The sequence below is a fragment of the Christiangramia portivictoriae DSM 23547 genome (genome assembly GCF_000423045.1).
Taxonomy (GTDB): Bacteria; Bacteroidota; Bacteroidia; order Flavobacteriales; family Flavobacteriaceae; genus Christiangramia; species Christiangramia portivictoriae.
Window position 1 is genome coordinate 331,052 of record NZ_KE383971.1, and the last position, 13,240, is coordinate 344,291.

Genomic DNA, 13,240 nt, shown 5'->3' on the forward strand with positions numbered 1-13,240 from the left:
CTGAAGCTAATTTCAGCTTCATTAAAGCGGTACTTAAACCATTGATTTTGAATAGACGTTTTTATTGGTTTTACCTCGGAATTTGCTTTTTGCTGTTTAGCAGTTGTGAGTATTTTCAGCAAACCGATAATAGGGTGCAGGTGGTAAGAGTTAACGACTCTTATTTATATGAAGAGGATATCCAGTCCCTCATTGATGAAGACACTTCACCAGAAGATAGTGCCATTATCGTAGGTAATTATGTCACTCGCTGGGCTACTCAGCAATTGTTGATAGACAGGGCTAAACTCAATTTACCTGGAGAGCAGCAGGCCGAGTTCAACGCGCTAGTGGAAAATTACAGAAATGAGTTGTATACGAACGCCTATACAGATGCTATTGTCACCCGCGATCTCGATACCTCGCTCAATCTGAATGAAATTGAATCTTATTACAAGAAGAATGGCGAAAACTTTATTCTGAATGAAGACCTGGTAAAACTCAGGTATATCAATCTACCGAAGAATACGAACAATCTTGATGAAATAAGAACTAAATTTCGCCGCTTTAATCCTGAAGATCAGGATGCATTAAGCAATATGGCGATTCAGTTTAAAAATTACAGTATGAACGATTCGGTTTGGGTGAAAACAAAATCTGTTTATGATAAAATTGGTCCGCTTTCTGTAGAGGACCGGTCAAAGTTATTGCGAAAATCAAATTTTCTGGAGTTAAAGGATTCATTAAATGTGTACCTTGTTTATGTGAATGATGTACTGGCAAGAAATGAGCAGGCTCCATTGGACTATGCTTCAGCAACCATACGCGAAATCTTGCTGAACAAGAGAAAGCAATCGCTTATTAAAGAATTAGAAAAGGATATTACAAAAGATGCAATTAAAAATAATGAATTTGAAATCTACAATTAAACCACTTTTTTCAGGAGTATGTATGCTATTTACAGCTCTTGGATTTTCACAGGAAGTGATCGTAACAGATAGTACGGCGATCCAGCCAGATGCTGAGGTAAAAAAGGTGGAAAACGAAATGCAGGGTAAACAGCGAATGAAGGTTGATGGCATCGCTGCTGTGGTTGGAGAATATATCATTCTTGAAAGTGATATCGACCTGATGTACAAGGATATGCAGTCGCAGGGAATGACAACTGCCGAGGTGACCGACTGTAAACTGGCTGGTTCACTGATGGAGAATAAATTATATGCGCACCATGCCATACAGGACAGTATAATTATTAACGACAACCAGATAAACGGTATTGTTGACCAGCAGATACAGGGATTGCAGCAACAGGCTGGTTCTATGGAAAAAGTGCTTGAATTCTATAAAAAGGATAGCGAAGCTGAACTAAGGGACGAGATATTTACACTTACCAAACAAAGACAGCTTGCACAGCAAATGCAGGAAAAGATCATCCAGGACCTGGAAGTTACTCCGGAAGAGGTAAGACAGTACTACGTGCAAATGGAAGAGAAACCAATGTTTGGAACTGAAATTGAACTTTCCCAGATCGTGATCGAACCTGAAATTCCTCAGGAAGAAAGTCAGAAGGTTATCGATCGATTAAAAGGTTTCAAGGCAGATATCGAAGAGAACGGTTCCAGTTTTTCTACCAAGGCCGTTTTGTATTCACAGGATCCAGGGACTGCTCCAGACGGAGGTAGAATTACACTTACCAGGAAAGATGCATTTGTAAAAGAATTTAAGGACGTAGCTTTTAGTCTTCAGGAAGGTGAGGTTAGTGAGCCTTTTGAAACTGAATTTGGTTACCATATTATACAGGTCGACAAAATTCGTGGGCAAACCGTGGAGCTAAGACATATACTGCTGATCCCAGATGTGACGAACGCATCTGTACAGGCGGCGAAAGCTGAAATCGATACTTTAAGAAGTAAGATTGTAAAAGGAGATTTAGATTTTGCTGCAGCTGCACGGGAAGCTTCAGATGAGGAAGAGACTAAAACTGAAGGTGGAAAATTGATCAATCCAAGAACTGGTGATACTAGATTTGAACTAACCAAAATCGATCCTAAATTATTTGAGCAGGTGGAATCCCTGAACGAAGGTGAAGTTTCCCTTGTACTTACACAACAGGACAGAACAGGTAGACCTCAATTCAAGATCATCAAGGTGACTAAGAAAATTGAGGAACACGAAGCAGATTACGCAACAGATTATCTTAAGATCAAAGAGCTGGCTTTAAGAGACAAGCAGCTGGATGTGATTGAAAAGTGGCAAAAAGAGAAGATCGCAGACACTTACATTAAAGTAAACGGCAAGTACCGTGATTGTGATTATGCTAACGACTGGTTAAAAGAATAATCAATGTCTGATGTTATTCTGATTGAAAACCTGGTAAAAAAACACGCTGAGCTTAGAGCAGAGATCGCGAAAGTGATCGTTGGTCAGGATGAGGTGGTGCAACAGGTTCTGCTTTCTATTTTTTCAGGAGGACATTCACTATTGATAGGCGTTCCAGGCCTGGCAAAGACCTTGATGGTAAATACCATCGCGAAGGCTCTTGGCCTGGACTTTAAAAGAATCCAATTTACGCCAGATCTCATGCCCAGCGATATTCTGGGATCAGAGATCCTGGATGAAAATCGAAAATTCAAATTCATCAAAGGGCCGGTTTTTACTAATATTTTACTGGCAGACGAGATTAACCGTACTCCTCCTAAAACCCAGGCAGCTTTGCTGGAGGCTATGCAGGAACGAGCGGTGACCGTGGCTGGTCATCATTACAAGCTTGATCAACCCTATTTTGTTCTGGCTACGCAAAACCCTATAGAACAGGAGGGAACCTATCCTTTGCCTGAAGCTCAGCTGGATCGTTTCATGTTTGCGATCAATCTTGAATATCCGAGCTTTCAGGAAGAAGTAGAGGTAGTAAAATCTACCACCACAGATGTTCACGCAACAGTAAACCCGTTATTCAATGCTTCAGAAATATCTGAAATACAGCAGGTGATTCGGCGTATCCCGGTACCGGATAATGTGATAGAATATGCAGTGCGGCTGGTAGGAAAAACAAGACCCGGCAAGGAAGCTTCAGAATTTGTTCAGAATTATATTGACTGGGGAGCAGGACCAAGAGCTTCTCAGAATTTAATTCTGGCAGCCAAAACACATGCTGCGGTACGTGGTAAATTCTCACCAGATATTGAGAACGTACAGGCTGTGGCCATAGGAATTTTAAGGCATCGTATTATTAGAAACTACAAAGCCGAAGCTGAAGGAATCTCTGCTGAAGAAATTATTAAAAATTTGTTCTAGTGATCAATTTTCTTGAACGATATAAAGTTATTTTTTCCATCCTTTTTTATCTCGCTTCTGCAAACAAGTTGCTCATGAACATAGCGGAACTTGAAAGGACTCCAGCCTTAATACTTAAACTTATATGTATTGCATTTCTGTCTGGATTCTGGATCATTGTTCTGCTGGATATGATTCTGAACAAATTGCATGACAAAACATTCTGGATTCTGTCCATGTTTTTTATCGCTTTCATGGCTCCCGTGGTGTATTTATTCCGTAGGCAAAAGACTCTTCGTGAACCCGCCAGATATTCAATTTGAAGCTCGAATATTATCGAATTCTCAATAATCTTACTTTAAAATCAATTTTGCTGAATTTATCATTATAAAAAATGAATTTTCAGAAATTATTTATAGTAAATTTTGAGTATTGCTCCTTATTTTTAAAATCGCTCTATTTTTCCTATTTTTGCAAGACTTTTTTAGAATAAAAACAAAACAGAATATGGCATACGATATTGATATGATTAAGAAGGTGTATAGCCACATGGCTGAACGTGTGAACACTGCACGTGAAGTTGTAGGCAAACCTTTGACGCTTTCAGAAAAGATCCTTTATTCTCACTTATGGGATGGGAGTGCTAAAGAAGCATTTCAAAGAGGTAAGGATTATGTAGAATTTTCCCCAGATAGAATTGCTTGTCAGGACGCAACTGCGCAAATGGCGTTATTGCAATTCATGCAGGCAGGTAAAAAGAAGGTTGCCGTGCCAACAACTGTGCATTGTGATCACCTTATCCAGGCGAAAATGGGAGCTGCGATAGATTTGCAATCTGCAAACAAAAGCAGTAGCGAGGTTTTTGATTTTCTGGAATCGGTATCAAATAAATACGGAATTGGTTTCTGGAAACCAGGTGCAGGTATTATTCACCAGGTTGTTCTTGAAAATTATGCATTTCCAGGTGGAATGATGATTGGAACCGATTCTCACACGGTAAATGCAGGTGGATTAGGAATGGTTGCCATTGGAGTTGGTGGAGCAGATGCTGTAGATGTAATGGCAGGTATGCCATGGGAGCTTAAATTCCCTAAACTAATTGGAGTAAAGTTAACCGGAAAACTTTCTGGATGGACTTCCTCTAAAGATGTTATTCTTAAAGTTGCTGGTATCCTAACTGTAAAAGGTGGTACAGGTGCAATTATTGAATATTTTGGTGAAGGAGCACGTAATTTATCTTGTACAGGTAAAGGTACAATTTGTAATATGGGAGCTGAAGTTGGTGCAACTACTTCTACTTTTGGATATGACGACTCTATGGAGCGTTACCTGAGAGCTACCAATCGTGCAGATGTTGCCGATGCTGCAAACGAAGTACGTGAGCATTTAACTGGTGATGATGAAGTTTATGCAAATCCAGAGCAATATTTTGATGAATTGATCGAGATCAATTTAGATGAATTGAAGCCTCATCTAAACGGACCGTTTACTCCAGACCTTGCAACTCCAATTTCTGAAATGGGAGTTAAAGCTAAGGAACATGACTGGCCAATCAATGTAGATTGGGGTCTAATTGGATCATGTACAAACTCTTCTTACGAGGATCTTACCAGGGCAGCTTCTATCGCTAAACAGGCCGTAGATAAAAAAGTAAAAGCAAAATCTGATTTCGGAATTAACCCGGGATCTGAGCAAATTAGATATACTGCAGAGAGAGACGGATTACTTAAGATATTTGAAGATCTTGATGCTACTATTTTTACGAATGCATGTGGACCATGTATTGGTCAATGGGATCGTTCAGATAGAAAAGGTGAAGAAAAGAACACAATCGTTCACTCTTTCAACCGTAACTTCTCTAAAAGAGCAGATGGTAACCCAAATACCCACGCCTTTGTAGGTTCACCTGAAATGGTTGCTGCAATTGCAATTTCTGGTAGACTGGATTTCGATCCAACTCGAGATAAGTTGATTAACGAAGATGGAGAAGAGGTGATGCTGGATGAGCCACAAGGTATCGAGCTACCAACAAAAGGTTTTGCTGTGGAGGATGCTGGATATGTTGCTCCAAACGAAGATGGAAGTACCGTAGAGGTAAAAGTTGCTGAAGATAGTGAAAGACTTCAATTGTTAACTCCATTTGAGCCTTGGGATGGTAAGAATCTTACCGGTGCTAAATTGTTGATCAAGGCATGGGGTAAATGTACAACAGACCACATTTCCATGGCAGGTCCATGGTTGAGGTATAGAGGGCACCTGGATAACATTTCCAATAACTGCCTAATTGGAGCTATCAACGCATTTAACGAGAAAACTAATTTCGTAAAGAATCAGTTGACTGGTGAGTATGATGGTGTGCCAGCGGTACAGAGAGAGTACAAAAAAGCAGGAATTCCTACGGTAGTAGTGGGAGATCATAACTATGGTGAAGGTTCTTCCAGAGAGCATGCAGCTATGGAGCCAAGACATTTAGGTGTTAAGGTGGTATTGGTAAAATCTTTTGCTCGTATCCATGAGACTAACCTGAAAAAGCAGGGGATGCTAGGTCTAACTTTCGCTAATGAAAGTGATTATGATCTAATCCAGGAAGATGATACTTTCAACTTTACAGATCTTGAAAACTTTGCACCAGATACGCCGCTTACGATAGAGATCGTACATGCAGATGGTAGCAAAGATACGATCAAAGCGAATCATACTTATAACCAGCCACAAATAGAATGGTATAAGCATGGATCTGCACTAAACCTTATTAAAAAGGAAAATGCAGCTTAAGCTCTCATCAGTACAATTTGAAAAACCCCGGGAACATTCCCGGGGTTTTTTGTTTTCAAAATTGAAGTTCTTTTTGAAAATTAATTTAATCGTAGCAGAGGTACACACTTACAGATTATGCTAGAATTACCATCTCGTAAACCAGAAGCAGAATTGTAATTTTTCCGTTCTTTGCAGGACTTAAGCAATGCTATGAAATTATTTAAAAACGAGTGGTTAAATATTATTATCATCGTGATAATCCTGGTTACGGTAATACCACAAACCAGGAAACCGGTCCAGATCTTTGTGAACAAGCTTATATCGTTTGCACCTTCTGTGAATGATGAGGACGATCAGGAGAAATTAACCAGTTATGATTGGATCCTGGAAGATAAAAGAGGTAAAAGAATTGAATTTACTGAATTTGAAAACGAAGTAATTGTAGTTAATTTCTGGGCAACCTGGTGCCCGCCATGTATTGCTGAAATGCCAAGTTTCCAGGAGGTTTATGAAGATTATGGCGATAAGGTACGTTTCGTATTTGTGTCAGGAGAGCAGCATCAAACTACAGACAATTATATGAAGCGCAAACGCTTTAGCTTACCATCATATAAAATGCGTACAAAAGCTCCAGAGCCTATGCTGGGTAAAACATTGCCTACCACTTATGTGATCTCTAAATCAGGAAAAATTGTGATCGACAAAGTTGGCTCTGCCGACTGGAATTCAGACAGTTTTCGAAGTACTCTTGATAAATTGCTGCAAGAGAAATTATAGTTTATTGAAAAAAGATTTTAAGAACTGCGGGTGAAACATGCTCTGCATGATCCTGATCTCTTCTGAAAATTTGGTTTCTTCATCCAGAAATCTTAGAATATTCTGAATACTGTTCTTCGTATAAAACTTAGTGAAAAGGGATTCGCCAAGATCATTCCGCTTTTCCAGAACATCCAGAAAAATGGCATCATACTGCTGAAATTTTTTACTGGTTAGGTGCTGCTCAGGTCTTTTCCCGCTTTTGATATTGGAGAGCAATCTGCTTACTTTTCTTTCGGTGTTTTTAAAAGAATACCCGGAAGATGCTTTCACCCAGCCTCCCGCAGTTCCAATTTTAGTAATGTGTCTGGAATGATGTCTATGGAAAGGATAGTCGGTCATGGGAATAACGCCTGTTTCGCTCTCAACGATCTTGAAATCTTCAATTCTTAGAACTTTCTGAATATATTCGTGCAGTTTCTCGTCATAAACCTTTTCTTCAGTAAGAAATGGCGTAAAGAAAGTGAATTCTATTAGAGCTTGCTTAGACGATAAGGGAAGTACATAAGTAAAACATGTACTGTGATTGTATTTAACACGGTAGTCCATCATTACGAAACGTTCAGGATCAAATTGATCATCAACGGTTTCGATGGTGATGCCTTTAAAGTGCTGAAAAATTTTAGCGCTGCCAGAGTCCTCCTTATAGGCGGTTGGAGGTCGGCTATCAAAAAAATGAGTAGCAGTGTAGGATCTTTGTTCTCCTATAGCCGTACGGGTAACCTCATCGATCCTGGTAATGGTATCCTGGATAAAATATGTATCGGGATCTTTTTGAAGTTCTGCTTTTGCATACTCATAGAAATCTATGGACCGCAACATCTTGTAACTATAAGGTGCTAGATCCAGGTTTTTTTCTACGGAATCTGAAATGAATTTCCCTTGCTGCCAGTCTTTGTGAACGAGCTCATCCCATTTGCCTTCGCCTTTTTCCCAGAAACACCAGGTCTTATCGTTCTCAGATTTTTCTGAAGGATCGATAATAGCAATCTTTTTTCCCTTAAAAAAAATGTCTTTTCTTATTTCCAGAGCCAATTGCAGCCCGGCCAGCCCACCACCAACGATGATGTAGTAATAGTCTGGCGTGATCATTTAGCGGGAAATTTTATTTTCTGAAATATTTAAAGGGTACGAATAGCATTCCGAAGCATTCGCCATCATCTTTGCCAAGGTGTTTATGGTGCATTTTGTGCGCTCTTCGAATTCCTTTAGCATATTTGTTATTCGCATTTCTGAACATTTTAAATCTTTGATGTATAAAAATGTCATGAACGGTAAAGTAGGTGATTCCGTAGGCAAGAATCCCCAAACCAATAGGCAGGCCAATCCAGACATCTTCATATCTCCAGAGTAAAAAACAACCAATGCTTACCAGGGCGTAAAAAACAAAAAATAGATCATTGCGTTCCCACCAGCTACTATGGTCTTTATGATGGTGATCCTTATGTAATTTCCATAAAAAGCCATGCATCACATATTTATGAGTGAACCATGCCATTCCTTCCATCATCATAAATGTTCCAAAAAATACTAATAGCCATAAAATCACTTGCATCATCACCAGTTTAAATTAAATTAAGTCTGTAAGAAATATAGGATTTCGCCAGGAGTCCGGCCTTTTGATAATTAGGAACTCTTATCCGGCAATTTTTAATCTCCAAAGATGGGACGTTTTTAAGTTTCTGAAGCAATTTTCTGTAATAGATATAAGCGGTATAAACACCGAATTTAGCTTCTACCGGCAGGTGTGCAATACCGCTGAGACCTTTGCTGAAATCTTCTTCAATCTCAGCAACGATTTGTTGTTTATTAATTTCATCCAATTCAGATAGATCCACATTTGGAAAATAGGACCTGCTAAGATCCTCGTAATCTGCTTTAAGATCTCTCAGGAAATTAACCTTCTGAAATGCTGATCCCAGGCTCATCGCTGAGGCTTTCAGTTCCTCATATTTTGTTTGATCACCCTTTACAAAAACTTTCAGGCACATTAGACCTACCACGTCTGCACTCCCATAAATATACTGTTGATATTCCTCCACGCTCAGGTACTCAGATTTATGAAGATCAAGTCGCATACTTTCCATGAATGCTTTATAAAGTTCTGGAGAAATATCGTAGCGGTGCACCGTCTCCTGGAAAGCATTCAGAATTGGATTCAGAGAAATTTTTTGTTCCAGTGCCTTATATAGATCGGCTTCAAAATCCTTAAAAAGTAATTCCTTATCATAATCGTGAAAGCTGTCTACGATCTCATCTGCAAATCTTACAAATCCATATATATTATAAATATCCTGTCTAATAGAAGGAGCCAGCATTTTGGTGGCCAGGCTAAAAGATGTGCTGTAGCTATTGGTAACAGTTTTGCTACAGGACCGGGATACCGTATCAAAAATCGCTTTCATAAATTAGTTTTGTTCATTTTTTTGTATCAGTCCAGCTGCGAGTTTCCCTGATATTAGAGAAGGTGGTACACCTGGTCCGGGTACGGTTAGCTGCCCGGTAAAATATAATTGCTTCACCTTTTTGCTTCTAATTTTAGGTCTTAAGAACGCCGTCTGGAAAAGGGTATTTGCCATTCCATAGGCATTTCCCTTATAAGAATTGTATGCTTCCTTGAAGTCCTTTACACAAAAGGATTCCTTAAATATAATATTTGTTTTTATTTTCTGCCCGGTAAGTGCCTCAAAACGTTCGATAATCATATCAAAATATCGTTCCCTGATCTCTTCTGTATCTTCCAGATCTGGAGCAAGTGGAATCAGGAATATTCCTGCTTCCATCCCTTCTGGAGCCACAGTATCATCGGTCTTAGAAGGGAAACTGGCATAAAATAAAGGATCCTCAGGCCAGGCTGCTTTATCATAAATCGCTTTCGCATGTTCTTTAAAGCTACTATCGAAAAACAATGTATGATGTGATACGTTTTTAAGTTTCTTATCGAATCCTACATAAAAAAGGAGCGAGGATGGCGCGAAAGTCTTCTTCTGCCAGTACTTCTCGGGATATTGTCTATCGAATTCAGGTAGCAAAGTTTCGGTATGGTGATAATCTGCACCCGAAAGAATGATATCTGCCGGATAAAGTTTCCCGTCGATTTTCAGCGCTTTTGCTGCACGATCTTCAGTAGTGATAGATTCAACATTGGCATTTAGGTGAAACTTAACACCTAAAGACTCTGCGAGTTCTTTAATACCTTCGATGACCTTGTACATCCCTCCGTGAGGATGCCAGGTGCCCAATCCAAAGTCGGCGTAATTCATAAAACTATAGAATGCCGGAGTGTCGCTAGGTTTTGCTCCCAGGAATAGAACGGGAAATTCCAGGATCTGTCTCAGTTTTTCATTGGAGAATTCTTTTCTAACATCCCTGCTAATATTCGTGAAAAAACGCCCTAACCTGGTTGCAGTTGCGGTTGTTACCAGCTCCAGAGGAGATACTCCGGGACGGTACACCAGATCCTTGATCGCGATATCGTAGTTGTCCCGAGCTTTCGCTATGAACTTTTTCAGTTTTTCTGAACTTCCTTTTTCTACTTCTTCAAAAGTCTCGTAGATCTCTTCCAGGCTTCCCGGAATGATTACTGAATCGTCCTTACCAAAATATACTTCATAAGCAGGATCCAGTCTGTCGAGTTGAAAATAATCTGAAGCTGATTTTCCGAAGTCTGAAAAGAAGCGTTCAAAAACATCGGGCATCCAGTACCACGTAGGACCAATATCAAAAGTGAACCCATCACGTTTTAACTGACGGGCTCTACCACCAACGGTGTCATTTTTCTCGAATACTTCTACCTCATAACCAGCCTGAGCCAGATAACATGAAGCGGCCAGTGAAGAAAAACCAGATCCTATAATATTTACTTTTTTAGACATTGGGAGCTTTTACAGATTATTAATAAAATCTTTAATAGAGGTTTGTACTTTGATGTTTTCAGGAAGACCTGCTTGGTCTATTTCCTTCGTTCTTTGCCCGAACAATAGCAATTCCCTTGGTTGATCTTTACATAATTTCTCCTGAAAGTCATTGACGAATTCTGTGACATCTGTATTTACAGGCGAGATGGTAAGGTAACTTACGAAAACCGGATCTTTATGGATTCTCATAAGGTAATCCATGTTATCCAAAGGTAAACTTGGTCCAACATAAATAACGTTCTTACCCGCAATCAAAAGTTCATAGTTGAGATACAGGATACCGATATCATGAATTTCATTATAAGGGAGAAAGAGAACATATAATTTATCGTGATGTTCAGTTGCTTCTTTCGATTTTAGTTCGGCTATGTTGATATATATCTTTTGCTTGATGAGCTCAATGATATAATGCTCATGTATGGGTTTGATCGTGTCTGTCTGCCAAAGTAGCCCAATTTCCTCAAGGAGTGGAATAAAAACATCATAAAACACATCTCTAAAGGATAATTTGGAGATAAGGTCGTTGTAGGTCTTTTGAAATAATCTGTCGTCAAAATTCATCATTGCGAGCTTGAACGCATTCTTCGCCCGGTTCTCTACACTGGAAGAGGCAGATATACGCCTTACCAGTGCCTGTACTTCATCATCCTTCATCTTGGATATGCGTGAGATCTTGTAGCCGTGAATATTGAGAAAGGAGATGTTTAGCAGCTTTTGCAGATCCTCACCGTCATAAGTACGAATGTTAGTATCTGTCCTGTCGGGATTTAAGATATTATATCTCTTCTCCCAGATCCTGATGGTGTGCGCTTTTATTCCGCTCAGGTGCTCCAGGTCCTTGATACTAAAATTTTGTCTAATATGTTCCATACTTTATTTATCCTATTAAACAAATCTAAACAATAATTAAAGTGAAAGTGATAGAGAAAAGTTAAAATGTTTAATAAAATATAAACTACATTAAACAAAATAGGAAAGAGATATAAAAAAAAGCCTGATAGGCTAGTTTTAATTAAAATATAAAGTAGTACCCGAGGCGGGACTTGAACCCGCACGCCCTAATGGACACATGGCCCTCAACCATGCCTGTCTACCAATTCCAGCACTCGGGTTTGAGTTTATGGAAAGCCTCCATAAGGCTGGTTAATTTGTTCCGGTGCAGGACCGGAGCGAGCAATAATAGTGATCTGGCTGGGGCTCGAACCCAGGACCCTCTCCTTAAAAGGGAGATGCTCTACCAACTGAGCTACCAGATCCTGAACAATAAAATATGAACTTATTTGTGATCTGGCTGGGGCTCGAACCCAGGACCCTCTCCTTAAAAGGGAGATGCTCTACCAACTGAGCTACCAGATCATTAAAAAGCATCCGTCTTTTTGCGAATGCGGGTGCAAATATACATGCATTAATTTATTTTTCAAGACATAATTGCTATAATTTTACCATAGTTTTGCCTTTTGCTCATTTTAAGTGCTTTACAGATGAAATTTTTTTTGATAGGTTACATGGGAAGCGGTAAATCTACCGTTGGAAAACTGCTCTCGGAAGAGTTAAATTACAAGTTTTATGATCTCGATCAGGAGATTGAAAAGGAATATGATTTGACCATCTCTGAAATCTTTTCGAGAAAAGGAGAAGTTTTTTTTAGAAAAGCGGAGAGAAAGATGCTGGATAAACTGATCAACCTGGAGGAAGATGCTGTTGTCTCCCTCGGTGGGGGTACTCCATGTTACGGAGATAACATGGAGCTTATTAAAAGCTCAGATACTGTGCGATCTATTTATCTTAAGCTGAATATTCAAACATTGCTGGAGCGATTGCAGCGAGAAAAAACAGAAAGACCCATGATAAGTCATTTGCAGACCAGGGAACTGCTGGAAGAATTTATTCGAAAGCATTTATTCGAAAGAGGCTTTTACTACAATCAGAGTGAACTAATTTTAGATTGTAATGGTAAAGATCCTTCTGTAATAGTCCATAATTTAATGGAGAACTTAAGATAGTTCTACACGTTCATGATCCTTCTCAAAAATGACCTTGACCGTCTCGCTTAGTGAAGTAGAGAGAGAAAGTCCTTTAAAATCGGCTTTAACCGGAAAGCGTTTATGGTTTCTGTCCACTAGTACCGCAGTCTTAAAATTTTTGATAGGAACATCGAGAAAGTATCGCACTCCGTAGATAAGAGTGGAGCCTGAATTGAGAACGTCATCCACCAGAATTAAAGATTTGTTTTTATATTCTTCTGGATTTAAAGAAACACTAATGGGATCTAAAGGTGCTTTCTTGTTTATCACTACTTTACCCAGGGTAGTCTTTAAGGGCGAAATCTGTTGAAGTTCCTGCTCCAGTTTTTGGGCCAGTATATAACCATTATCAGCAATTCCTGCAATGATAATCTCTGTCTCATCCACGTTGCTTTCGTAGATCTGGTAGGCTATTCTCCTAATTTTATGCTTGATCTCGTCCTGGTTGAGAATCGAATGTTTTGCTTTCATCAA

At 39.4% G+C, this 13,240-nt stretch carries 13 protein-coding genes and 3 tRNA genes; 7 read left to right on the top strand and 9 right to left on the bottom strand.

Annotated elements, in window-relative coordinates; translation table 11 throughout:
- Nucleotides 1-47 precede the first annotated feature (47 nt).
- The 6 genes from G529_RS0109895 to G529_RS0109920 all read left to right on the top strand — a co-directional run bounded on the left by G529_RS0109895 (nt 48) and on the right by G529_RS0109920 (nt 6,786).
- Nucleotides 48-908: a hypothetical protein gene (locus G529_RS0109895; RefSeq protein ID WP_051201411.1), complete on the top strand. Its 861-nt coding sequence runs from the start codon at nt 48-50 to the stop codon at nt 906-908.
- Nucleotides 871-2,319 (top strand): peptidylprolyl isomerase, encoded by a 1,449-nt coding sequence (locus tag G529_RS0109900; protein ID WP_026915376.1) that lies wholly within the window; start codon nt 871-873, stop codon nt 2,317-2,319. Before G529_RS0109895 ends, G529_RS0109900 begins: the two co-directional genes overlap by 38 nt.
- Nucleotides 2,320-2,322: 3 nt before the next feature.
- Nucleotides 2,323-3,273 carry an AAA family ATPase gene (locus G529_RS0109905; RefSeq protein WP_026915377.1) on the top strand — a complete coding sequence of 317 codons (951 nt, stop codon included), beginning with the start codon at nt 2,323-2,325 and terminating at the stop codon, nt 3,271-3,273.
- Between the two features lie 74 nt (nt 3,274-3,347).
- Nucleotides 3,348-3,575 carry a PLDc N-terminal domain-containing protein gene (locus G529_RS15745; protein ID WP_157514602.1) on the top strand — a complete coding sequence of 76 codons (228 nt, stop codon included), beginning with the start codon at nt 3,348-3,350 and terminating at the stop codon, nt 3,573-3,575.
- A 184-nt stretch (nt 3,576-3,759) separates the two neighbouring features.
- A complete protein-coding gene (locus tag G529_RS0109915; RefSeq protein WP_026915378.1) occupies nt 3,760-6,027 on the top strand; it encodes an aconitate hydratase in 2,268 nt (755 codons plus the stop codon).
- Nucleotides 6,028-6,219: 192 nt separating this feature from the next.
- Entirely contained in the window at nt 6,220-6,786 is a 567-nt protein-coding gene (locus G529_RS0109920; protein WP_026915379.1) for a TlpA family protein disulfide reductase, read from the top strand.
- Here G529_RS0109920 and G529_RS0109925 read toward each other — a convergent pair.
- From G529_RS0109925 to G529_RS0109960, 8 genes are all read right to left on the bottom strand, one after another.
- Nucleotides 6,781-7,917: a lycopene cyclase family protein gene (locus tag G529_RS0109925; protein ID WP_026915380.1), complete on the bottom strand. Its 1,137-nt coding sequence runs from the start codon at nt 7,915-7,917 to the stop codon at nt 6,781-6,783. The genes G529_RS0109920 and G529_RS0109925 overlap by 6 nt on opposite strands.
- Before the next feature lie 13 nt (nt 7,918-7,930).
- On the bottom strand, nt 7,931-8,380 hold the full coding sequence (locus G529_RS0109930) for a sterol desaturase family protein (RefSeq protein WP_026915381.1): 450 nt from the start codon (nt 8,378-8,380) through the stop codon (nt 7,931-7,933).
- 10 nt (nt 8,381-8,390) lie between these two features.
- Nucleotides 8,391-9,230: a phytoene/squalene synthase family protein gene (locus tag G529_RS0109935; RefSeq protein ID WP_026915382.1), complete on the bottom strand. Its 840-nt coding sequence runs from the start codon at nt 9,228-9,230 to the stop codon at nt 8,391-8,393.
- A 3-nt stretch (nt 9,231-9,233) separates the two neighbouring features.
- Nucleotides 9,234-10,700 carry a phytoene desaturase family protein gene (locus G529_RS0109940; protein WP_026915383.1) on the bottom strand — a complete coding sequence of 489 codons (1,467 nt, stop codon included), beginning with the start codon at nt 10,698-10,700 and terminating at the stop codon, nt 9,234-9,236.
- 9 nt (nt 10,701-10,709) lie between these two features.
- Nucleotides 10,710-11,612: a MerR family transcriptional regulator gene (locus G529_RS0109945; RefSeq protein WP_026915384.1), complete on the bottom strand. Its 903-nt coding sequence runs from the start codon at nt 11,610-11,612 to the stop codon at nt 10,710-10,712.
- A 158-nt stretch (nt 11,613-11,770) separates the two neighbouring features.
- Nucleotides 11,771-11,854, bottom strand: a tRNA-Leu gene (locus tag G529_RS0109950).
- 71 nt (nt 11,855-11,925) lie between these two features.
- Nucleotides 11,926-11,998: transfer RNA gene (locus tag G529_RS0109955), tRNA-Lys, on the bottom strand.
- 27 nt (nt 11,999-12,025) lie between these two features.
- Nucleotides 12,026-12,098: transfer RNA gene (locus G529_RS0109960), tRNA-Lys, on the bottom strand.
- 125 nt (nt 12,099-12,223) lie between these two features.
- Between G529_RS0109960 and G529_RS0109965 the strand changes: the two genes are divergently transcribed.
- The gene (locus G529_RS0109965; RefSeq protein WP_026915385.1) at nt 12,224-12,745 is read left to right on the top strand and encodes a shikimate kinase; all 522 of its coding nucleotides are present in this window, start codon (nt 12,224-12,226) and stop codon (nt 12,743-12,745) included.
- On the opposite strand, the gene G529_RS0109970 is transcribed toward G529_RS0109965, so the two are convergent.
- Nucleotides 12,737-13,237 carry a phosphoribosyltransferase family protein gene (locus tag G529_RS0109970; protein ID WP_026915386.1) on the bottom strand — a complete coding sequence of 167 codons (501 nt, stop codon included), beginning with the start codon at nt 13,235-13,237 and terminating at the stop codon, nt 12,737-12,739. The two genes, G529_RS0109965 and G529_RS0109970, sit on opposite strands and share 9 nt — an antisense overlap.
- Nucleotides 13,238-13,240: the final 3 nt, after the last annotated feature.